At 59.6% G+C, this 22,649-nt stretch carries 21 protein-coding genes; 4 read left to right on the top strand and 17 right to left on the bottom strand.

What is annotated here, in order from left to right:
* Positions 1–22 precede the first annotated feature (22 nt).
* The 7 genes from GRS48_RS06650 to GRS48_RS06620 form a co-directional block, all read right to left on the bottom strand.
* Positions 23–1,054, bottom strand: coding sequence for an NADP-dependent oxidoreductase (locus tag GRS48_RS06650; protein WP_159484786.1), 1,032 nt, complete (start codon positions 1,052–1,054; stop codon positions 23–25).
* A 93-nt stretch (positions 1,055–1,147) separates the two neighbouring features.
* Positions 1,148–3,505, bottom strand: a complete 2,358-nt coding sequence (locus GRS48_RS06645; protein WP_321168327.1) for a DEAD/DEAH box helicase — start codon at positions 3,503–3,505, stop codon at positions 1,148–1,150.
* 71 nt (positions 3,506–3,576) lie between these two features.
* Complete coding sequence (locus GRS48_RS06640; protein ID WP_159484784.1) at positions 3,577–4,581, bottom strand: arsenic resistance protein; 1,005 nt, start codon at positions 4,579–4,581, stop codon at positions 3,577–3,579.
* A gap of 183 nt (positions 4,582–4,764) precedes the next feature.
* On the bottom strand, positions 4,765–5,598 hold the full coding sequence (locus GRS48_RS06635; protein ID WP_159484782.1) for a mechanosensitive ion channel family protein: 834 nt from the start codon (positions 5,596–5,598) through the stop codon (positions 4,765–4,767).
* Complete coding sequence (gene dacZ / locus GRS48_RS06630; RefSeq protein WP_159484780.1) at positions 5,598–6,413, bottom strand: diadenylate cyclase DacZ; 816 nt, start codon at positions 6,411–6,413, stop codon at positions 5,598–5,600. Before dacZ ends, GRS48_RS06635 begins: the two co-directional genes overlap by 1 nt.
* A gap of 132 nt (positions 6,414–6,545) precedes the next feature.
* On the bottom strand, positions 6,546–7,367 hold the full coding sequence (locus tag GRS48_RS06625; protein WP_159484778.1) for an HD domain-containing protein: 822 nt from the start codon (positions 7,365–7,367) through the stop codon (positions 6,546–6,548).
* A gap of 53 nt (positions 7,368–7,420) precedes the next feature.
* A complete protein-coding gene (locus GRS48_RS06620) occupies positions 7,421–8,746 on the bottom strand; it encodes an MFS transporter (protein WP_321168326.1) in 1,326 nt (441 codons plus the stop codon).
* 192 nt (positions 8,747–8,938) lie between these two features.
* Between GRS48_RS06620 and GRS48_RS06615 the strand changes: the two genes are divergently transcribed.
* The 3 genes from GRS48_RS06615 to GRS48_RS06605 all read left to right on the top strand — a co-directional run bounded on the left by GRS48_RS06615 (position 8,939) and on the right by GRS48_RS06605 (position 12,015).
* Positions 8,939–9,295, top strand: coding sequence for a DUF2209 family protein (locus GRS48_RS06615; RefSeq protein WP_321168325.1), 357 nt, complete (start codon positions 8,939–8,941; stop codon positions 9,293–9,295).
* Complete coding sequence (gene hflX / locus GRS48_RS06610) at positions 9,292–10,683, top strand: GTPase HflX (RefSeq protein WP_235028010.1); 1,392 nt, start codon at positions 9,292–9,294, stop codon at positions 10,681–10,683. The genes GRS48_RS06615 and hflX overlap by 4 nt, the downstream gene beginning before the upstream one ends.
* An 84-nt stretch (positions 10,684–10,767) precedes the next feature.
* Complete coding sequence (locus tag GRS48_RS06605; protein WP_159484776.1) at positions 10,768–12,015, top strand: GTP-binding protein; 1,248 nt, start codon at positions 10,768–10,770, stop codon at positions 12,013–12,015.
* Positions 12,016–12,141: 126 nt separating this feature from the next.
* On the opposite strand, the gene GRS48_RS15045 is transcribed toward GRS48_RS06605, so the two are convergent.
* The 6 genes from GRS48_RS15045 to GRS48_RS06580 form a co-directional block, all read right to left on the bottom strand.
* A complete protein-coding gene (locus tag GRS48_RS15045) occupies positions 12,142–12,294 on the bottom strand; it encodes a hypothetical protein (RefSeq protein ID WP_200840214.1) in 153 nt (50 codons plus the stop codon).
* Positions 12,295–12,420: 126 nt separating this feature from the next.
* Positions 12,421–12,882 (bottom strand): hypothetical protein, encoded by a 462-nt coding sequence (locus GRS48_RS06600; RefSeq protein ID WP_159484774.1) that lies wholly within the window; start codon positions 12,880–12,882, stop codon positions 12,421–12,423.
* A gap of 135 nt (positions 12,883–13,017) precedes the next feature.
* Positions 13,018–13,155: a hypothetical protein gene (locus GRS48_RS06595; RefSeq protein WP_159484772.1), complete on the bottom strand. Its 138-nt coding sequence runs from the start codon at positions 13,153–13,155 to the stop codon at positions 13,018–13,020.
* Between the two features lie 89 nt (positions 13,156–13,244).
* A complete protein-coding gene (locus GRS48_RS06590; protein WP_159484770.1) occupies positions 13,245–13,997 on the bottom strand; it encodes a hypothetical protein in 753 nt (250 codons plus the stop codon).
* A 147-nt stretch (positions 13,998–14,144) separates the two neighbouring features.
* Positions 14,145–14,423, bottom strand: coding sequence for a hypothetical protein (locus tag GRS48_RS06585; protein ID WP_159484768.1), 279 nt, complete (start codon positions 14,421–14,423; stop codon positions 14,145–14,147).
* A 4-nt stretch (positions 14,424–14,427) separates the two neighbouring features.
* Positions 14,428–14,829 carry a hypothetical protein gene (locus GRS48_RS06580; RefSeq protein WP_159484766.1) on the bottom strand — a complete coding sequence of 134 codons (402 nt, stop codon included), beginning with the start codon at positions 14,827–14,829 and terminating at the stop codon, positions 14,428–14,430.
* A gap of 426 nt (positions 14,830–15,255) precedes the next feature.
* On the opposite strand from GRS48_RS06580, the gene GRS48_RS06575 reads away from it, so the two are divergent.
* Positions 15,256–15,567, top strand: coding sequence for a hypothetical protein (locus GRS48_RS06575; protein WP_159484764.1), 312 nt, complete (start codon positions 15,256–15,258; stop codon positions 15,565–15,567).
* Positions 15,568–15,736: 169 nt separating this feature from the next.
* On the opposite strand, the gene GRS48_RS06570 is transcribed toward GRS48_RS06575, so the two are convergent.
* The 4 genes from GRS48_RS06570 to GRS48_RS06555 form a co-directional block, all read right to left on the bottom strand.
* Positions 15,737–18,721 carry a type I restriction endonuclease subunit R gene (locus GRS48_RS06570; RefSeq protein ID WP_235028009.1) on the bottom strand — a complete coding sequence of 995 codons (2,985 nt, stop codon included), beginning with the start codon at positions 18,719–18,721 and terminating at the stop codon, positions 15,737–15,739.
* A gap of 12 nt (positions 18,722–18,733) precedes the next feature.
* Entirely contained in the window at positions 18,734–20,038 is a 1,305-nt protein-coding gene (locus tag GRS48_RS06565) for a restriction endonuclease subunit S (protein ID WP_159484760.1), read from the bottom strand.
* Positions 20,035–21,621, bottom strand: a complete 1,587-nt coding sequence (locus tag GRS48_RS06560) for a class I SAM-dependent DNA methyltransferase (RefSeq protein ID WP_159484758.1) — start codon at positions 21,619–21,621, stop codon at positions 20,035–20,037. Before GRS48_RS06560 ends, GRS48_RS06565 begins: the two co-directional genes overlap by 4 nt.
* A 245-nt stretch (positions 21,622–21,866) precedes the next feature.
* Positions 21,867–22,430 (bottom strand): hypothetical protein, encoded by a 564-nt coding sequence (locus GRS48_RS06555; RefSeq protein WP_159484756.1) that lies wholly within the window; start codon positions 22,428–22,430, stop codon positions 21,867–21,869.
* Positions 22,431–22,649 lie beyond the last annotated feature (219 nt).

Below are 22,649 nucleotides of genomic sequence, written 5' to 3'. Positions count from 1 at the left end.
CCCGACCGTCATTGTCCTCGATTTATAAGTCGGGATCGGCGACCTTCACGACCTGCTTGCCGATGTTGTCGCCCTCGAACAGCCCGATGAACGCCTCCGGCGCGTTTTCGAGGCCCTCGGTGACAGTCTCCCGGTATTGGACGTCGCCGGCGGCGATCCACTCGCCGATCTGGCGGGTCGCGCGCTCGAAACGGGGGGCGAAGTCGCTGACGAGGAACCCCTCCACGGTCGCGCGCTTCTCGATGAGCGTGCCGAGCTTTCGAGGTCCGGTCGGCGTCTCCGTGGCGTTGTACAGCGCGATCTGTCCACAGACGGCGACGCGCGCGTCGACGTTGAGCCTCGAGAAGACCGCGTCCGTGATCTCGCCGCCCACGTTGTCGAAGTACGCGTCGACGCCGTCCGGTGCGGCCTCGTCGAGCGCGGCGGCGTAGTCTTCGGTGGTTGCGTAGTTGACCGCGGCGTCGAACCCGAGTTCGTCCTCGAGGTACGCCGCCTTCTCGTCGGTGCCCGTAAACCCGACCACGCGGGCGCCGTTGAGCGCCGCGATCTGGCCGGCGACCGACCCGACGGCGCCGGCGGCGCCCGTCACGACGAACGTCTCGCCCGCCCGCGGCCGTGCGACCTCGTTCACGCCGAAGTAGGCGGTGGTGCCCGGCATGCCGAGCACGCCGAGGGACGCTGAAAGCGGCGCTCGGTCCGGGTCGACCCGGGTGAGGTCGGAGCCGGCCGCCGTGGCGTACTCCGCCCACTGAAGGTTGCCGGTGACGACATCGCCGGGCTCGAAGCCGCCGCCGTTGCTCGCGACGACCTCGCCGACGACACCGCCCTCCAGGGGAGCGCCGACGTCCCACGGCTCGGCGTACGACTCGCCGGCGCGCATGCGCCCGCGCATGTACGGGTCGACCGAGAGGTACAGGGTCCGGACCAGGACCGATCCGGCGTCCGGATCGGGCGTCTGGCGCGTTTCCAGCTCGAAGTCGTCGCTCGTCGGCGTCCCGGTCGGTCGTTGTGCGAGGGTGTACACACGGGAGGTTTCGGGAACGGATACGGACATACCGCTCGTTGGGAGGCGGGCGACAAGGGCGTTCCGCCGGGGAGACGGGTGTCCGAAACCGGGCGGCGAACCTCGAACGGACCACGCGACGGCTCAGGGTTCCGAGAAGGCGTCTCGGACGTCGCCGGGCGTGAGCGCCTCCAACAGGTGAACCGCCGTCGCCGTCGCCAGCGGCTCGTTGGCGTTGCCGCAGTGGGGCGACTGGACGCAGGCCGGACAGCCGTCCGTACAGCCGCAGCCGTCGATCAACCGCGCGGTCCGCGCGAACAGCTCCTCGATCCGCTCGTGTCCTCGTCGCGTGAGCCCGACGCCGCCGGGGTAGCCGTCGTAGACGAACACGGCCGGCCCGTCGGTGTGCGGGTGGTGCGGCGTCGAGAGCCCGCCGACGTCGGCGCGGTCACACAGCAGATGGAACGGGAACAGCGAGATGATCCCGTGTTCGGCCGCGTGGATCCCGCCGTTGAAGCCGTACTCGCCGCCCGTCTCGCGCATCTCCGCCTCGACGTCTCCGGGGACCGGGAAGTAGAGCGCCCGTGTCCGAAGCGTCGTCTCCGGGAGATCGAGGATCGACTGGCCGAGCGACTCGCCGCTTGCGGCGTCCTTCCTGTCGAAACCCGTGATCCGCTCCGTGACGGTAACGTCCGCGAACCGGACCGGAACGTCCGGGCGGGCCGCGAGCGTCCGCTCGGCGAGGTCCTCGTTGACGACGATATCCGTCTCGGAGCGCACCCGGGTGTAGTAGTCCGCCCACGACGGCTGGAGCTCGGCGACGTCGCGGTCCAGGTCGAGCGAGACGACCTCGTAGGTGCGTCCCTGCTGGTGGTAGATCGCCCCGGGGTGGGCGTCGCGGAGCGCGTCGGCGAACCCGAGCGACGCGATCGTATCGTTCCCGCGCCGGTCGATCAGGTCGACTTCGCGGTCGCCGACGGTCCGCAGGTTCGTGTCCTGTTGCGGGCTCGACGATCCGGCGAACGTCCAGCGGGTCCCCTCGTCCGTTCGTCGCCGCTTCAACACGCCGGCGTCGGTGAGGTCCGCGACGACGCCCGGGAACGTCCCGCCGAAGAAGCGGTCGTCGTCAGGCGAGAGCCAGCGCTCGTCGGCCGCGCAGACGACGTGCCGGGGGAGCAGGTGGTCGTTCTCGGGGTCACAGACCGCGTCCTCGGGCGGGGCGTCGAAGAAGTCCTCGGGGTGTGACAGCAGGTACTGGTCGAGCCCGTCCTCGCCGCCGACCAACACGACGAGCGCTGGGTCGTCGCCCCGGCCGGCGCGCCCGGCCCGCTGGCGGGCGGCCATTCGCGTCCCGGGGTAGCCGTCGAGGACCACGGCGTCGAGCCCGCCGACGTCGACGCCGAGCTCGAGCGCGTTCGTCGACCAGACGCCCCGGAGGTCGCCGGCGTGGAGTCCGTCCTCGATCTCGCGCCGCGTCGCGTCGCCGAGCGCCGCCTGGTACGCGCGCACCCTCGACGCGAGGTCCGGTTCGCCCCGGCTCCGGAGCTCGGCCGCGCTGTCGGTCGCGTACCGCTCGGCGGCCTGTCGCGCCCGCGTGAACGTCAGGGTCTGGCGACCGGAGGCGACGAGGTCGACGAACAGCCGCTTGCTTTCGGTGTGGTTCGACTTCCGGCGCCCGGTCCCGCGTCCCTGCCGGCCGTCGTCGTACTCCGGCGGGTTCCACAGGACCCAGTCCCGCGGGCCGCGTCCGGAGGTGTCCCCGTCGACGAGCGCGATCCCGTCGGGGTCACGCCCGGTCACGGTCGCGGCGTGGTCGACGGGGTTGCCGATGGTCGCCGAACAGCAGACGAACTGCGGGTCGGAGCCGAACCGCTCGCAGGTCCGCGCGAGCCGGCGGAGCGTCAGCCCGACGCCCGTCCCGAACACGCCGCGGTAGGCGTGGACCTCGTCGATCACGACGTACTCCAGCGAGGAGAAGAACCAGTCCCAGAGCCGGCCGGCGTGCGGCAACAGCGCGTAGTGCAGCATGTCGGGGTTCGACAGGAGCACGGTGGGCCGGGCGTCGCGGACGTCCCGTTTTTCCGCGCGCGACAGCCGTCCGGTGTAGGACGCGACCGACACCCGGCTCCCGAACCCCAGCCCGTGTGCCAGATCGGAGAGCGTCCCCTCCTGGTCGGCGATCAGCGCGTTCTGCGGGCCGACGTACAGCGTCCGGCCGCCGCGGTCCATCGCGGCCTCGAAGGCGGGGACGGTGTACGCGAGCGACTTCCCGCTCGCGGTCGCCGTGGCGATCACCACGTCGTCGCCGGCGCGAACCGCCTCGATCGCCTCCGCCTGGTGACGATACGGCCGGTCGACGCCGCGGTCGGCGAGCGCGCTCGCGAGTCGCGGTTCGAGGTCGACGTCGGCGTACTCGGGCTCGCGGGCCTCCAGGCGTCGGTGCGCCGCGATCTGCCCCTCGTAGTACGGGCGGTCGCGGAGCCAGTCGATGGCGTCCCCCACGTCTACTCGGAGGTGGGGCGGATCGGGCCTAACGGTTGTGGTCGGGTCGGCTCGCGGACCGCGGTCACGGCCTATCGAAGCGTCGCGATCGCCTCTCGGACCGTGAGCCCCTCGCCGACGACGTCTCGCCGGTAGTGCATGTAGACCGCACCGAGCGGCGGCTGGATGACGTACGCCAGCGCGATCGGGAGGACCGCGGTCTCGGGGATCGTCTCGGAGGCGACGACGATCGCCAACGCGATAGAGAGGTTCCGCATGCTCGTCGCGTACACCAACGCGACCCCGCGCTCCGTGTCGAGCAGGAGCCGCCCCAGCGTCGCCCCGGCGACGAGGACGACGAGGTAAAACAGCGCGAGGGGAACGATCGTGACCGCGGAGGTCAGCGGGTCGGCGAGGATGCTCTCCGAGCGCATCGCCATCGCGATGAACACGATGAGCATCACCCCGAACGAGCTGAGCCCGCCGAAGGTGGGCTTCAGGCGTTTGAACTCGCTCGGGCCGTACCGGCGCAGGAGCCACCACCGCGTCAGGGTGCCGGCGGCCATCGGGAGGACGATCACCACCGCGAGCTGTCGATAGAGCGCGCTCGGGTCGAAACCGACGCTCGCGGGGACCAACACCGAGAGGTACGCGGGGAGAACCGCCACGGCGACGAGGAGATTGACGGCCATCGCCACCAGCGCCGATTCGAGATCGCCCTTTGCGAGGCCCGTCCACGCCGCGGTCATCCCCGACGTCGGCACGAGCGCGATGAAGTACAGCCCGATCGCGTACTCGACGTTGCCGGCGAAAAAGACCCGGGCGAGCCCGACCGCCAGAAGCGGCGTCAGCCCGAAGTTCACGAGCAGACTCAACAGCACGGGGGCGGCGTGTGCGCGGACGTTGACGACTTCCCGGAGGTCGATGTTGATCATCATCGGGTAGATCATCACGAAGAGGACCGGCACGACCGCGGCCCGGAGGAGCCCACGCGTCCCCTCGTCGACGAACTGCCCGACGGCGAGCCCGACGAGCAACGACCCGACGACGACGTAGATGAGGTTCGATTTGATGCCGGTGAGGAACCGCCGTATCATGTTCATAGATGTGGGCACATTATACAATAATGCATCGGTGCGACGGTCGTCGCCGAACGTGGACGCCATCGCCGAACGTGGACGCCATCGTCGAGCGTGGACGCCATCGCCGAACGCCGGCGTCACGGTCGCGCTTGGAGTCACGTTGCGGCCGCACGCGTCGCCGGCCGCGGTTTCGGGACGCTACTCTCGGATCAACACGATCCCGTCACGGAACACGGTGTGGTTCGGGAGCACGTGCTCCTCGCCGTCGGTCTCGATGTGGGTCGTGAACAGGTCGACCTCCTGGACGATCCCCCGCTGGTCGGCCACCTTCACCTCGTCGCCGATCCCGTAGGGCTGCCGGAGCAGTAAGAAGACGCCCGCGGCGGCCGCCGCGAGCAGGTCCTTCGTCGCGAGCGCGGTCAACACGACGATCGCGACCGCGTACGCGCCTAACAGGACGATCAGCGCGAGGGTGTCGACGCCGACCTGTCCGAGCGCGACGAGGGCGGCGACGTAGACGACGCTGTACTTGACGACGGTCGGGAGGACGCCGGTCTCGGGCAGCTTCACGCTCCGGAGGCGCTCGGCGACGAGCAGTTCGGCCTTGTCGCCGACGACGACGCCGACGATGAGGACGATCAGCGCGACGAACACCTTGGGGACGAACGTCGCGATGTCCGCCCAGAACAGCTGCACGTACTCGACGTCGGCGACCGTGAGCGCGACGATGACCGCCACGGCGACGATGAAGTAGCTCGACAGCTTCGCGACGATCGCGACCGTCGACGTGTCGAACTCGCGGGCCGTCCGCTCGAAGGCGGTCCCCTCGATCGTCTCCGGCACCCCGGCGCGGGTCAACAGCCGTCGGTTGACCACGCCGACGACGTACGCCAACACGATCCCGACCACGAGGACGAACAGCGCGAGCCAGATACGGTCGGGGACCGCGTTCAGAAACTCCGAGGAGGTCTGTGTAACCGTCTCGCCGGGCTGCGGAAGCACGCCGGCGTAAAACGTCGACGTGGACGGCATCAGTACTCCTCCGGGTCGATCTCGAGGACGAGCGCGCCGCGCTTGAACGCCCGGACGAGTCCGTCCGACTCCGAGAGCACGATCGCCGTCGCGTTCGTGTCACGGGTGATCGCGCCGCCGGCCATGTGGCGCGCCCCGAGCCCCTTCGGGATGTCGACGCCCTCGGCGGCCGGCTCGAGGTAGCGGTACGCGGAGGCGATCTTCCCCGAGTCGGAGATGATGAACGCGCCGTCGAGCCGCGAGAACTCCTTGAGCATGACGTTGACGATGGGGTCGCCGACGTGGACGTGCGACTTCTCGAACGGGTTGTACGACAGTGGCCGGGACTTGTTCATCACCTTGCCGGCGTCGCCGACGACGAACAGCGCGCCGACCGGCTTCCCCTTCTGTCCCTTCTTGCCCAGCTCGATGGCGACCTCGAACACGTCGCGGATGACGCTCGGGTCGGCCCGGGAGTTGACGAACAGGTCGTAGATCCCGGTGTGGATCGACTCGTCGACGGAGACGCGCACGACGGCGTCGAGGGCCGGATCGTCGCCGAAGACCGAGACGAGACAGACGACCTCGTCGCCCTCCGAGACGAGGTCGCGATCCAGCGACCCCTCGATGCCGAACCGGATCCGGTCGCGCACGTTGTCGAACGGCAGCGGGAGCTCGACGAACGTTTCCGCGTCGATGTCGTTCTCGTCCGAGACGACGATGACCGCGGTGTCCTCCCCGTCGAACCGGTCGTGAAAGGAGGCAGTCGGGTCGAACAGGAGGACCGCGTCGGCGTCGTCGACGAGGTCGGTGAGATGGTCGGTGAGTGACGCCATTGGCTTATCGGCCACACTCCCGGCGGCCGTATAGGCGTTGCGTCGCCGTCGCCCGTGCGTCTGACGGACGGCGAGCGAAGGCGGATGAACGGGGGCACGAGCGGCGGGTGAAGACGGGTTTCTGTCCGCCCCTCAGAGCTCGATCCGTTCGACGAGCGAGTCCTCGCCGTTCTGCTTGCTGTTGATGGCGACGATCCGGACCTCCTCCTCCAGGAGCGATCCCTCGATCTTCGCCTTGAGGAGCGAGTCGACCTGGTAGACCCCGGCGGCGTTGTTCATCAGGATCTCGACGAGCGCGGGTGCCTGCTCGCCCTCGCGCAGCACGACCCGCTCTATCGCCTGCGAGGAGATGGTGTTGATCCCGCGGCCGCCCTTCTCGTAGGGGACCCGCGAGCGCCCGCGCTCCATGTCGAGCCCGTCGGCGATGCGGATGATCCCCGCCTCCCGCGTGAGCGGTTGTTCTTCGGTGTGGTGACAGAGGATCGCGTGGAGCACCTCGGCTTTCACGCGGACCCGCTCGGGGACGTCGTAGAACTCCGGCAGGAACCGGTCGAGCAGGTCGGCGGCCAGCGGGATCGAGTAGTAGGAGTGGTCGTCCCGGTGGACGACGTGGCCGACGTCGTGGAGGGTCGCCGCGAGCGCGAGGATCACGGGCTCGTCGGCCTCCTCGAGCCCCTGGTCTCGGGCCCCGTTGAACTCGACGTTGCCGTGTTTCAACAGGTCGTACAGCCGGAGCGCACGGTCGCGGACGATCTCGATGTGTTTCGTCCCGTGGTCGTTGTACCCCTTGCGCGCGACGGCGTTGACGTTCTGCGCCTCCAGGTACGTCGTGATCTCGGGGTCCGACTCGATCCGTTCGAGCACCGCGTTGAGCCGCTCGTCGGGGAACGCGTGCTCGGCTTCCGGATCGTACTCGCGACGCTCGACGTGGGCGTCGTCGGCGGCTTTGCTCATACCCCCCGTGAGGTCCGCGGTCACTTAAAAGGCGTGCGGGCCCGACCCGGGAGCTACGCGTCCCGCGATCCCCGATCACGACGGTCCAGGGCCCACAACAGCAGCGTACAGCAGAACGCGACCCCGAGCGTGGTGGCCGTGATGCCGAACGCGACCCGGTAGCCGAACTCCGTGTACGCCACCGTCCCGCCGACGCGCTCGCCGGTCCGGTAGGCGTCGAGCGCGCGTCCCATCGCCCACGGGAGCAGCGACGCGCCGACGAAGCCGGCGGCGTTGACCGTCGCGGTCGCGACCCCGCTCGCGCCCGCCGGGTACCGCTCCTTGACGACCGTGAGCGTGAGGAGCCCCGACCCGATCAGGAAGCCGGAAATCGCGTACACGGCCGCGACGACGGCGAGCGGCGGCCGGCCGGTGAGCGCGATGATCGCGTGTGCGAGCCCGAACACACCGATCCCGGCCGCCATCGGCAGATAGCGGGTCTCGAACCGGTCAGAGAGCCAGCCGATCGTCGGGCCGCCGAACAGCATGCCGACCGCCCCGAGCAAGGTGTACGTCGAGGCGGTCGCCACCTCCAGGTCGTAGACGACGACGAGGTACGGCACGCCCCACAGCCCGATCAGCGTGAGCAGGGTGCCGTTCGCTGCGAAGAAGACGACCGAGAGGAGCCACTGGGCGGGGTCGCGGGCCAGTTCGCGCAGGTGTGCTCCCGTCTCCCGCAGGCTCACCGCGGGCTGCTCGGGGACGTTCGCGATCGGGTCGAGCCCGGCGTCGCTCGGCGAGTTCCGCACGAGGACGTACGCCGCGACTCCGGCGAGAAAGCCCGCCGCGGCCAGCGCGAGGACCGCGGTCCGCCACCCGATCAGGCCGACGGCGACCGCGAGCGGCGTCGTCGCGAGTATCGCCCCGAGTCCGGCGAACGCGCCGGTCAGCCCGGTCATCGTCGCGAACTCGTCGGTTCGATACCAGTTCGCACAGAAGCGGAGGATGGCGACGAAGATCACGCCGCTGCCTAACCCGATCACCCCGCGCGCGACGAGGGCCGGGAGGTAGCCGTCTCCGAGCGCGAACCCGACCGCGCCGAGGCTGAGCAGGACCGCGCCGCCGGCACCGACCGTCCGGGGACCGACCCGGTCGACGAGCACCCCGGTCGGCACCTGCACGGCCGCGTAGACGACGAAGAACGACGCGTGGAGCGCCCCGAGCTGGGCCGCGGTGAGCGTGAACTCCGCCGTCAGCTCCTCGGACAGCACCGCCGTCGAGAGCCGGTGGAGGTTGACCAGCAGGAAGACGATCGCTAACGCGCCCCACGCGATCCAGCGACGCTTCGTCGGGTCGGCGAGGGCGGCGGCGAGCGGGCCGACGGTCGATCGGTTCGTCACGTCCGAGAGGGTACCGTCGGTCCTGGCCTAAGGGTTGGGATCCGGGCGACTGCCGTGCCCGGCGTCTCCGTGAAACCCCGTCGTCCCGTGAACCGGGAACGTTCAAGCCGTTCGGTCCCGTACGCGCGCCCATGACCGTCGACGCCGAAACCGAAACCGAGGTGACACGCACCCATCCCTGACGTCGTTGGCGTGGACATCAGCGGGCGGCACGAGGAGGGGAACGACTACCTGATGGTCGCGGCCGCGGTCCACGCGCGGATCGACTCCACGCGGATCCGTTCGGTCCAGGGCATGGGCTTTGCGGCCGCTCGCGAGGGGCCGACGCTCGACGCGACGTTGGCGCTGACCGCGGCGGCTATCGGGAACCTCCCGACGGTGCCCGACGGCCCGGTCGTCGCCGAGGGCGGCGAGTTCTACGGCGAGCCGGCGTCCCGCGTCGCGTTGAGTTTCCAGCCCGAGTTTAAATACGTCGAGAGCATAGGTGAACGCGAAACCGTGCAGACAGCACACCACGCCGCGTACGCCGCCCGTAACCTCCTCTTATGACCGACGGGAACGTGGCACCCGTCGGGCGGGATCGGAGCGGCGGACGCGGCTCCGAGGACGACGGCTCGACGCCTGGCGTCGGCCAGCGCGGCCGCCGCGCGGTCGTCGCCAAGCGCGTCGACAGCGGCGACGCCGACCTGACCGAGATCGCCCAGCTCGCCGCCGCGGGGGGCTACGAGGTCGTCGGCGAGCTCGCACAGACGCGGACGGAGGACGCCGCGTTCATGTTCGGCGAGGGGAAGGTCGCGGAGCTCTGTGACCTCGTCGTGGACGTCGACGCCGACTACGTGATCGTCGACAACGACGTCGGTCCCTATCAGACGTTCAACATCGGAGGGGAACTCCCGGATGGCGTCGAAGTGATCGACCGCTTCACGCTCATCCTCGAGATCTTCGGCCAGCGCGCGAACACCCGGAAGGCCCAGCTCCAGGTTCAGCTGGCGGAGCTCCGGTACGAGCTCCCGCGCGCGGAGGCGAAAGCGAGCCTCGCCAAACGGGACGAGCGCCCCGGCTTCATGGGTCTCGGCGAGTACGACGAGAGCGTCGAGCGCGACATCAAACGACAGATCTCCGAGATCCGCGACGAGCTCTCGTCGATCGCCGAAAAGGAGGAGTCGAGACGCGAGCGCCGCCGCGAGTCCGGCTTCGACCTGGTCGCGCTCGCGGGCTACACCAACGCGGGCAAGTCGACGCTGATGCGACGGCTCGCGGCCGAGCTCGACGTCGACGAGAACGTCGACCGGCACCCGGACCTCGCGACGACCGCCGAGTCACAGGACATGCTGTTCACGACGCTCGGGACGACGACCCGCCGGGCGGAGATGGCCAAACGCGACGTCCTGCTCACGGACACCGTCGGGTTCGTCTCGGACCTGCCACACTGGCTCGTCGAGTCGTTTCAGTCGACGCTCGACTCCGTCTACCGCGCCGACCTGGTCCTGTTGGTCGTCGACGCGAGCGAGCCGGTCGAGACGATGCGCGAGAAGCTCGTCACCAGCCACGACACGCTGTACGAGCGCAACGAGGCCCCCATCGTCACCGTTTTCAACAAGGTCGATCGGCTCGCCCCCGGCGAGCTGGCGGACAAACGCGCCGCGCTGGCGGGGCTCGCGCCCGACCCCGTCGCCGTCTCCGCGCGGAGCGGGGCCGGCGTCGCGGAGCTTCGGGACCGTGTCGAGGCGGAGCTGCCCGCGTGGGAGCGCGAGCGGCTCGTGTTGCCGCTGTCGGACGACGCGATGAGCGTCGTCTCGTGGATCCACGACCACGGCTACGTCGAGGAGGAGACGTACGCCGACGACCAGGTCACCGTCGCCTTCGAGGCCAAGCCGACGGTCGTCGCGCGGGCCCGGTCGAAGGCGGCCGACTTGACCCCCGTCGAGTCACCCTAACACGGGCCCTTCCTCTCGGCGTCGTCGCCCCCGAGCACATCGACCGATCGTTTCATACCGTTTGCATGACTACCTCACGCACACATGGCTACCGACGAGCGGATCCCCGTCACCGTCCTCAGCGGCTACCTCGGGGCGGGCAAGACGACGCTGGTGAACCACCTGCTGTCGAACCCGGGCAACCGGCGGATCGCGGTCATCGTCAACGACATGGGCGAGGTGAACGTCGACGCCGAGCTGATCGCGCGCGAGAACGACGACGAGGGGATCGTCGACCTCTCGAACGGCTGTATCTGCTGTCGGTTACAGGACGATCTGCTCACGGAGGCGGCCGCGCTCGCCGACTCCCGGGAGTTCGACTACCTCCTCGTCGAGTCGTCCGGGATCTCCGAGCCGGTCCCGATCGCCCGGGCGTTCACCGAGGGAACCGAGGCCGCCGCGGTCGACCCGACCGAGCGGTTCCGGCTGGACACCATGGTGACCGTGCTCGACTGCTACGGCTTCTGGAAGGAGTTCGACGCGGGCGAGCGGCTCCCGGGCGGCGCGGAGCCGGACCCCGACCGCCCGCTCGCGGACGTGCTCGTCGAGGGGATCGAGTTCTGTGACGTGCTCGTGTTGAACAAGACCGACATGGTCCCCGACGACGTCCTCGACCGGATCGAGTCGGTCGCCGAGCGGCTGGGGCCGCGCGCGAATCGGGTCCGGACGAGCTACGCCGCCGTCGACCCCGAGGACGTCCTCGACACGGGGCGGTTCGACTTCGAGACCGCGAAGCGCTCCGCGGGCTGGAAGCGTGCGATCGCCGCGAGCGAGGGGACCGGCGAGGGCGCGAACGGCGATGCAGAGGATTACGACGGCACAGGCGATCACGACGGCACAGGCGATCACGACGGCACAGGCGATCACGACGGCACAGGCGACCACGACGACGCACAGGAGCACGGTCACCACGATCACGCACACGCTCATCCCGAGGGTGCCGCCGCCGCACACGGGGTCGACTCGTTCGTCTACCGGTCGGACGAGCCCTTCGACCCCGAGCCGTTGGCCGCGTGGCTCGGCGACTGGGACGGGGCGATCGTCCGGGCGAAGGGCGTCGCGCACGTCGCGGGGACCGACGACGTGATCGGCGTGAGCCAGGCCGGGCCGTCGGTCCGTGCGGGCCCGATCGGCGAGTGGGGGCCCGACGACGACCGGCGGACGCGGCTCGTCTTCATCGGCCAGGACATGGACGAGGCGGGGATCCGCCGCGAGCTGGACGCGCTGCTCGCTCCGATCGGGGACGAAACGGCGGCAGCGTCCGAGGGTGCAGAGGACGTCTTCCCCCTCTAGCGCCCGGCACGGTGCGGTGGCCCGACCGTTCGTCCGGCACGGATCCGTGGCCACCTCGCCCGTCCGGCACGTGGCCCGGGCCCGGGATCGAGACGGGAACCGCTCGGAACGGTTCGAAGGGCCGGCTCAGAGGTCCAGCTCGGCCTGGAGGTCGTCCCACTCGTCGTGGAAGCCGTGCGTGGAGTCGGTGTCGTCGCCGACGGCGGACTGGTACACCTCGTCGTACTCCAGCAGCGTCCCCCAGCCGTCGTCGAAGGCCCAGTTGCAGTACTTACACATACGCCGTCGGACGCGGGGGAGGGAAATACGGCTTTCGGCGGTTTCGACGGGCGTGGGCCCGGCAGGGTCGTTCCGGTCGTACCGGTCATCTCGGTCGTTCCGATCGTCCTCGCCTTCTCGTCGGGATCAGTCGTCGAACTCCGGCAGGTCGTCGGGGGCCTCGTAGGACGCTTCCCAGTCGATGTACTCCGCTTTGAGCACCTCACAGACCACTTGTCCAAGCTCCGTGAGCCCGGCGTTGATCGCGGAGACGGTGCCCCACGAGTCGATCTCGGGGTGGAGGTCCCGCTCCTTCCAGTCCTCCGGCAGGCCGGGAGCGTGGTAGCCGACGCGGTCGGCGAAGTCGTCCCAGAAGAAGTCGTACCGCGAGACGAGCTCGAGGTCCTCGACGATCCGCCAGTCCGTCTCGTCCATGTCGCTGGTTGCGGCCCACTCCTCGAACGCCTCCTCCCACGCGCCCTCGCGGAGGAACGCCTCTAACTCGTCGCGGCGGTAGTCGGCGTCGCCCACGACCTCCGCGTCCTCGTACTCGTTCGGGTCCACGGCGGCGAGCGTCGGCGGGGCCGGAGGGTCGACGGTGAGCGTCATATCGTACCCGACCACGCCGACGGACAAAAACGCGGCGGCAACGGCGCCCGTCGCCGTCGGTCCGCCGTCCGGCGGAGCGGGGACTGACGTCGCGGCTCCGCTTGTAAGCGACCGGAAGCGTCGCTCGGTCTTCTTTTATAAGAGTATCCTGAGATCGTTGCGCTTCCCTTTAAGTCGACCTCGGTGACCGCACCGCACCTCGTCCTCCTCAGCCTCGGTCGACGACGGCCGCGGGACGCACCGCACCGCGCCGCGGCCGTCGTCGACCTCCACCGGAAATCGAAGATTATAAAGTTAGATTATATAAATTTGCTATATTGGGGTTCATACTACATACTACGAGGTCGTAGTACAATACGTGGCTAGCCCGTTTCGTACTCTGAGAGAAACCCTCTCTTCTCTGAATCGAAGGAGAACTCGGTATGTTCTTCAATTGTATTCTCTACGTTGGTCAAAACGTGGTCCCCGTGATTGTTGATTAGATCAGTATAGCACGCAGTCTGGTAGAAGTCGTTCTTGTATGACTCGGCAAAATGGTTGAAGGGTTGAGGATCTTTCTGGATGAAGTATTGTGTTATGTCTCTCTGATGAGTAAATCGGTTCGCAAGGATACTATGGAAGTAGCGAAGAGGCTCTGCGATGTTTGCCCTAATTCCGGACCACGTCCGAACGATCTCTTCACTCATCCAGTCGTCGAGGAGTTCATCCTCCTGATCATAGTCGTAGAGTTCCGCGAAGATACAACATCGAACTGCTACCGAAGTAGAGATCGTGGTTTCGTCAGTGAGATTTCCGAACTCCCTAGCAGCTACATTGGTAATAGTGACTGTTAGTGATTTTGAGACACGCTCGTCTTTGATTGAAGCTCCTGGAGTACTTTCGGGTATCTCCTCATTGATTCCCCGGATATTGGATAACAGGAGTACAAGCCGTTGTGCTATCATTCCCCCTCTAACAAGCTTCGATAACTGGGGAGCTTGACGAGAGATCGCTCCTCGTGTAAAGTCTGCAACGGAATCCGCATTGGCTACTTGGGAGACTACGTCCCTTTTGATGATTCTATGAGTCTCTTCTCCGAGCTTGTACCGCAGCTCGTGCTCCTTCCGTGATGTCATTGTCTGGTTAGTGGTTTTCACTCTCAACGGAGTTGATTCTGACACTCAGATTGTGATAGATCACAAACCTTTTTGCCAGTACGGCGGGAAGGAACACATGGCTTTGGGGGTTCCTTCCCCGACTTTTGTGCGTATCGTATCTCTGTATCAGTTAGTTCTATTTTTGATGAGTCCCTCTTTTGGAGGGCTTCCCGTTTCACTCTCGTACATTAGAGCGAGATAACCCACCATCGCTGGGGAGAGGTTGAGTGGTTCCTGAAACTGGCCGATCCGTCTATTATTGATCCGATTCAGGATCTGTTCTCCGAACTGTGTCACATCGCGATGGATCGGATCCCCAGTCGAGCCGTGATATTGCTCTAGAACTTCCTCAAAATCCCTCTGCTCAAGGGATTCGTATAGTTCCTCTCTCTGATCGTTATCCATCACTCTACTCCATCATGACTTCGAGCTCGTGGAGCGACCGCTTCTGCCGCTTCTGATCCCCGAGACCGGGGGGGATCTCGAGTTCGTTGTTGGCGTGTTCGAGAGCGTTGTTGAGCCGATCCTGAAGCTTTCGACTCATCCCAAGTTCGTCTGCAGCATCATCGGTGACACGCTGATCTGACTCGTAAACCGGACCCTGAACGCCGGTCATGTACACGATGATCCGCCAGTTTGTGCTTCCTCCTTTGATCACTGGGAGAAGCTTGTACGAGAACGGTCCTTCCGTTTCGGTAAACGTCGAGAGAGCCTCCATCTCCTTGCTCACGTTGGGCGAATCTTCGACGACTTCGACATTATTCAGCTCTGCCTGTTCTCTACTATCGTTGTCGGCCGTATTCGGTGGCATACAGGGGATAGTAGTCCCCCTATCTATATAATATTTCGGTAAAAATACTATGCAATAAAGGACCGAAGCAGTATATATGAGAATTTGATCAGCAAGATCGTTACTATATCGAAGATCGTCAATATCTAGATCTGAGTAATAGGGGATCGGTGAATATCGAAGATCTAAAGATGGATTACGCGAAAGACTATCGAGAAACTACCCTTGTACAGGCATATTCACCTCACTACCACTACCCCCCGTTGGGAGTTTTTCACCTACCACGCTAGAAACGTTCACACGGGCTTTTCCCTGAATACCGTAGGCATGATAGATGAATATGCAGGCCCGTTTTAGGCGGCTTTCTGGCCGCTTCTAGGCGAAGATATAGAGTGAGTTATGGCTGGCATCCCATCCGCTTTTCGTCTACCGTCCCATGCGGATGCTATGACCGAACCGTCGCTTCCAGTGTACGAGTGGGACGATCCGGAGAAGTACGAGCTGCTTGCTTGGGTGAAGGCGTCTGATCGGCGCGTGGATGTCCTCACTACGTTGTCTGAGGCTCCGAAGAACACGAACGACTTTGCTGACGAGTGGGGAGTTGAGCTCGAAACAGTGCGGTATCATTTGAAGCAGCTACAGCATGGAGGACCCGAAGGGGAATATCCAGCACTAGTACAGGTACTAACTCCAGAGCGTGAGCAGTATCGGCTGTATGGAGCTACAAAGATAGGAATAGAACTCGTCGAATTTCTCTGATTGTGTAGTAGAGTATTCGAGACAGGTTTCTATCACAAATGTTTGCTATGACCCTACCTTGCCGAGGGGCTAGATACGGTTGTAAACTACCAGTGTGAGATCGTCACACTATCATCCGATATGATGGAGCGAATACAGCAATAAGCAGCGACTCGAATGGCGTATTTAGCTAAGCTGCGGCACCGCCATAGAATGCTTCTGCCTGGGCTACAATCGGATCGACAAGTTCCTCGTGCTTGTACAGGCTTAGACCATTACTTCGCAGAACAGCCTTCACTTCGGTCTTGATCTCCGCACGAATCTTATCGCGATTCGTCCAGTCTAACTCAACTTTATCCTTCAAATTCTGCTTCAACTCCTGAGCAATCGTCTTCAACTTATCCTCATCAAGCTCACTATCCGTATTCGACGAAATAGCATCAAAGAACGCTAGCTCCTCATCACTAAGACCTAACTCATCCTGCCGATCATCAGTCTCCTGAATCTCATCAGCGTAATCCCGAAGCTCAGTGATCACCTGTTGCGTGGTCAAAAAGCCCTCATTGTAACTCTCAATCGTCTCCTCTAACTCCTCCTCAAAGGATTCATACTTCGCCAAATTGCCCTTCTTCCTAGTAGAGATCTCATTCTCCAGCAACTGACGAAGCATCTTCACCTGCAAGTTCTCAAACTCGACTTTCTCCACATCCTGAAGGAACTCATCACTCAGAATCGGCTTCTCCTTCTCCCACTTATCAAAACCAGTCACCTCAACCAAATCTTCAATCCCCACACCTTCAGCCACTAACTCCTTCATCGCAGAATCCAAATCCTCAATCTCATCAGGATTACCTGAATTATCGATACTATTGATCGCCCCAAGGACTGCTTCGAAAAACGCTAAATTAGCACGAATCTCACTAGCAGCCGGATTCGGAGAAACCAATGCGTGAGCCTTCTTCAGACCTTTCATCGACTCCCGAAAGTCTTCTTCCCGCTTCTCAGTGATTAAAACCTCATTCTGCGCCTTATACAACAAGCGTTGCCGCTCCATCTGACCCAGATGAGGCCAATCACTATAATCAACCTCAGAGAAGAAATTGGCCACCTCCTGATGTTTCTCCTTCATCACTTCGACAGCCTCCTCAATATCCAGCATAGCATCATCCCGGATCTCAGAGGTATACTTGTCTAAGGCCTCCTTCAGACGCTCACTGATACCGATGTAATCGACGACCAGACCTCCCGGCTTGTCCTTGTATACTCGGTTGACCCTGCCGATCGCCTGAAGCAGGTTATGATTCTTCATCGGCTTATCGACATACAGTGTGTGAAGATGCGGAGCATCAAACCCGGTCAACCATTTGTCGCAGACAACTGCGATCTCGAACGGGTCATCAGGGTCCTTGAACCGGCGTTTTAGTTCCTCGTTTGAAATCGGGTCATCAATAAAGTCTTCTTGACCAGAAATCACTACCCTGGTTTCCGGTGCTCCCGGTACTTCGCGGATCTTATCAGCGAGATTCACAGCGGCCTGACGGCTAATCGCAACCACCATCGCCTTACCCTCAAGCTCACGATTATTGTAGTGCTCAACAATATCCTTCGCGATCATCTCCGTCCGTTCATCGCTATTCTCGATAACACGGCGGAGCTGAGTCCACTTCCGCTTCATCTCCTGCTTCAAGTCATCCGACTTAGACTCCATCAACTCGTTAAACCGATCCTCAATCTCAGGATCGTTTACCTGTAGCTTGGCTAACCGACTCTCATAGTAGATCGGGACAGTCGAGCCGTCCTTTTCAGACTCTTTGATAGTATACTGACTGACGTAACCTCCGAATGTATTGATCGTCGACCGGTCCTCCTTCTGAATCGGGGTAGCAGTAAATCCGAGGTGAGAAGCATTCGGCAAGCCTTGACGAACATTCGTTGCTAAAGTGCTGTATTGCGTTCTATGTGCTTCGTCTGCAACAACAATCACGTTATCTCGGTCGTTGACCTCCGGGTACTCTACTTCCTCATCCGTGGTCTGGAACTTCTGGATCGTCGCAAAAATAATCCCACCTGCTTCCCGGTCTAATCGGTCACGCAGCTGAACACGGTTGTCGCTATCCGCCCACTCAGCATCCAAACCATGCTTCCTGAACTCTCGGTACAACTGATCATCAAGATCGTTCCGATCAGTCAAAAATACGAGAGTCGGATTCTTCATCGAACTCTCCTGCTTGATCTTCTTCGCATAGAAAACCATAGACAAAGACTTACCCGAACCCTGCGTGTGCCAGACCAAACCAATACGATTCTTATCCGGATCCGGCACAACACTTCTACTGCTCTCAACAGCACTATTAACCGCGTAAAACTGATGATACGCTGCCAACTTCTTACTCAGCTTCCCATCATCATCAGAATACACAATAAAATTCTTTATTAAATCCAGGACCCGCTTCTTATCGAAAGCACCTCGAATCAAAACCTCGGCAGGCGGCAACTCACCAGTAGCGTCCGTCTCCTCATCAATATATCTCCAAGGAGAGTACCACTCCCAACCCGCAGAAAGGCAGCCAAGATAGGCATTGTTCATATCTAAGATTCCGATCAGCTCATTATAATGGAACAAGTTCGGAATGTCAGTCACGTATCGATTAGTGACCTGCTTATACGCATTTCCCATCGAGGCCTGCGGATTCGTCGGATCCTTCATCTCCAAAAGTCCGATTGGGAGACCATTCACAAACACGACCACATCAGGTATTCTCTGTGGACCTTCCCCAGTCTGGACCACGAACTGATTAGAAACTAGAAAATTGTTCTCTTCCGGCTCATCAAAATTGAAGACGTCGACAAAATCACCCCGAGGCTCACCGTCAATCTCATACTCAACCTTTACACCGTTAACCAGATTCTCATGGAAATTCTTGTTATTCTTCAATAATTGAGTGGAGTTGTACCCGAGCAGCTGCGAAATCGCATCCTCAATCGCTTCATCCGGTACAGTTGGATTGAACTCTCGCAGTTTTCGTCCGAGGCGGCCACGCAGCACGACATCAGACAAAGACTCTCGCTCCGGATCCCCGTCATTAGGCCCCAACTCAGAACCGGGCCTATACTCGTATCCAATATCCTGGAAAGTTTGTAATGCGGGCTTTTCCGACAACTCCATCTCATTCATAGACATGACGAATTAGACCTTACTATCAACCTCTAACTCATCCAACTTAATATCATCCACTCTTATTTCACCCGACATCAACTTAGGAAGAAGTGTATCCCTAAGCTGCCGGAGTGATTTACTCTCTTCCTGATTTTGTTTAATTAGTTCCAACGTTGGCTCCACATTACTATTGAATTCGAACCGTTCTTCTTCGGGAGGTATTACAACTTCTTGTTCTCGTAGTGTATTCATGTTTATTGTATCAAATACAGTACCATGCGTACGGCTACGTAGCCTTCTTATATGAGATTCGACAAGGAAGTATAAGAAGTATTTATCTTTTCTATTCTGTGGTACTAATCCATAGCAGGTCTGATTAGTTGTCATCTCAACTGGCGTTAATGCTATTTCTCCCACAGTTCCTCTAGCTGTAATTATTGTAGTCCCTTCTGGAATTAGTTCTGCTGAGCTTTCACTTAATCCCTTTTCAGTTATTGCTTTTTCTGTAGATGAAACGAATGGGTCTTTTTCCTGTGATACGTCTTTTGCTTTCGCCCATAGAATATCTCCACCATAGTATTCTTCAACATCTGACTTAGGCGTTCCTCCAAGAACTATTTCCATTAATTCAGGCAACTTTCCAACGCGAAAATCAGAAGGAATTTTGCCTTTTTCAGAGTCTTTGAACACATCATATGGCTCATAATCTACAAATCTACGTTTGAATTGATGTTGAACAATTTCTCCCAGATTTGTATTTATTTTCTTATTTATACCCATTTTCTCATCTATGGGACCTAAATAGTCAATTATTCGTTTCTGAATCTCTACCGGAGGGAATGAGATTTCTAATTTGGCTAGCGCTCTCTTATTAAGTTCTATTTGCCCAGTACTTCCCACAGCGATATTTTGAATTTCATCTTGATAATGGGGGGATCTAAGGAGATAATATAGATACTCCGGAATTATTACATTTTCATTTGTTCGTAGTATCGTTATGTGTGAGTCTGCAAAGATTTTTTCTGGGTCTTCTCTAAAGAGATACACTCTGCCCAGGGTACCGACACCAGTAGAATTAATTACAATATCTCCCTTTGATAAAAACCTATTTTTAAACATATCTGTGTTGGGATTATGGAATTTTAGGTGCTCTTCGTTTATTTCATCCCATCTTAAAGCTTTTTGGTTTAGAACACGAATATTGCTGGAATCCACATAATCTGGATGTTTACCTCTCATCATAAATTCACAAACGTCCTCTAATTTAACATTCTCCTGGGAATGAAATTCTGATTCCCCAGACAGATCATCTAAGGATTGTTGTTCCGGGTTCAAAATCCTAGCACCTCTAGGTTATCCTCAATCTGTTCCTGAAGTTCGTTTGATTTCTGGAAGTTCTCTCTGAGATCCGCAGATAATTTTTCCATCTTAGCTTCAAAAGGCACATCATCACCTTCCTGTTCTTTTACTCCAACGTATCTGCCAGGTGTGATGATATACCGATTATTTGCGATGTCTTCAGTCTTAGCTATCTTACAGAATCCAACCTCATCCTCGTATTCGGCTGCTTTATCCTCTCCTCGGTATGCTCTAACCTTTTCAACAATTTTAGAAATATGCTGTTCAGTGAGAATATTTTGCGACCGATTAATGCTCTCATATTGTTCCTTGGCATCGATAAATAGCGTTTCATCGCCTCTATCACGGTATTTATCTGAATCTTTGCCTTTACTCAAAATAAAAATACACGCTGGTATCCCTGTGGTAAAGAACAATTCCTTGGGGAGCGCGATAACAGCGTCAAACAGATCGTCTTCAATGATATTCTGCCTAATTTCTCCCTCTTTACCCTGGACAGACATCGCCCCATTTGCCATAACCGTCGCAGCCATTCCGCTATCATCAAGATGGCTAATCATATGCTGGATGAACGCATAATTTCCACCTTGCTTAGTTGCTGGGGGTACTCCATAGTTAAAACGCGGGTCATCATCTGCGATCGAGTCTTTCCCCCATTCTTTCATATTGAACGGAGGATTTGTAATAATAAAATCTGCTTCGAGGCCTTTGTGTTGATCATTGAGGATACTATCACCCTGCTTGATATTACCGTCCAGCCCCCGGAGGTAGAGGTTCATCTTGGAAATTTGGAGGGTGCTCTCCTTGATCTCCTGGCCATAGATCGAGATTTTGTCAGTATCGCCTCCGTGACTCTCGATGAATTTCTGGCTTTGTACGAACATTCCGCCTGAGCCGCTGAATGGGTCGAAGATGCGGCCTTCGTACGGCTCTAGGATTTCGACCATTAGTTCGACGACGCTTTTTGGTGTGTAGAATTCTCCTCCTTTCTGGCCTCCTTCCATCGCGAACTGCTTGATGAAGTATTCGTAGATACGGCCGAAGATGTCCTCATCTCCATCTCCGTTGCCTGCTTCCATTTCCAGGTCAGCAAAGAGGTTGATCAGGCCTTCAAGTGCATCAGATGAGTTATCCGACAGCGAGGAACGGGAGTATCCTTTCGGTAGAATTCCTTTGAGCCGCGGGTTCTCATCTTCTATGTCACGCATCGCATCGTCAATTTTCTTTCCGATCTGAGGGTCAGTCGCATTGTCGACAAAGTACTGCCAGCGGGTCTCCTCAGGGAGGTAGAATACGTTCTCGCGCTTGTACTCATCCTTGTCAGTCAGAATATATTCTCGTTCCTTCTCGTCTTCAGTATAGTAGCGGGAGTCCTCGTCACGGGTCCTCTCTTCAAGCTCTTTCCTACGGGCCTCAAAAGAGTCAGACATACTCTTTAGGAACAGAAGCCCGAGTGCGAAATCCTTGTACTCAGAAGGATCAACAGGCCCTCTCAGCTTTTCAGCAGTTTCCCAGAGCTTCTTCTCAAGCTCACCATTAGAATCTCCCGTAACTGACATAGGATATGGTATTGATGAAACTCTGTTAAGCGTTCCGGCAGAGTCACGAACTTACTCAAACTGACGGAGCCGGTCGCGGAGACGATCTGCTGCACCTTCCACATCTTCAGTACTCGCAATTTAGTCTGGGTCGGCCAAAGCGAACGAAAACGACCGTTATCGTATAGGCCGTACGTAAGTTACCTTCTTTATATAGGGGGAAACCCGGTACGAAACGTTTAGCGTTATTTCGTAGGGTAGAATGCTCAACGTCGCATATGCTCTAAAATTTGGAGAAGGCGATATGCTGATTCTCCACGCTGTTTTGTTTCTTGGCCTGCGCGGGATCGCAGCTTCTCAATATCTTCAGTGTATGTTCCATTGATTTTCAGATCAATTTCTTCTCCGTATTCTTGTTCGAATCGCTCAACCAACTGATCGAGTCCAGAGGTTAGGTAACCCTCAGCGACATACGGTGACCAAAGCTGGAATTGGTACTCATCAGCATTATCGAAAACGCGAGTCACATAGTCGTGATCGACGATGAATTTCTGATATATTGTATCTAAAGTACCTTGGTAAGCCGTACTTCCAAACTCATTCCAATAGTCATCTGAGGGGGAACCGCCGTAGTTTATTCCATCTAGATGAGTTACTACTTCACAAACGTAGACTTGCTGATGACCCTCATTGGTTTTAATAGCAAGTACGTCAACTTCCATTTGATCTCCTGCCCTTTCAGAAAATTGGTTATAGCTGACTACCTCACACTCGTTAATCAACTTGTGAAACGCCCCAACAAGCTGTTCTCCGATCTTAGCATTACTCATACTGTCATCGGTGATGTGCTGGTCATATAATAGGGAGCTGTTGAAACTACGATTAGAGGGATATTCTAAGATTCAGCCGAATAGGATCGTATATACTGTATTTTGGTTTGTCGGAGTCAATAATAAGTGAATTGCTAGCTATCATACAGGCATGCTGTTCTATATTTCAACAAATGAGACAACTCAAGACGAGATGGAAATGAACAGTTACCGATATCC

Origin of the sequence: Halorubrum sp. JWXQ-INN 858 (genome assembly GCF_009806985.1) — an archaeon.
GTDB lineage: Archaea > Halobacteriota > Halobacteria > Halobacteriales > Haloferacaceae > Halorubrum.
This window is presented reverse-complemented; position numbering and strand designations above follow the sequence as displayed.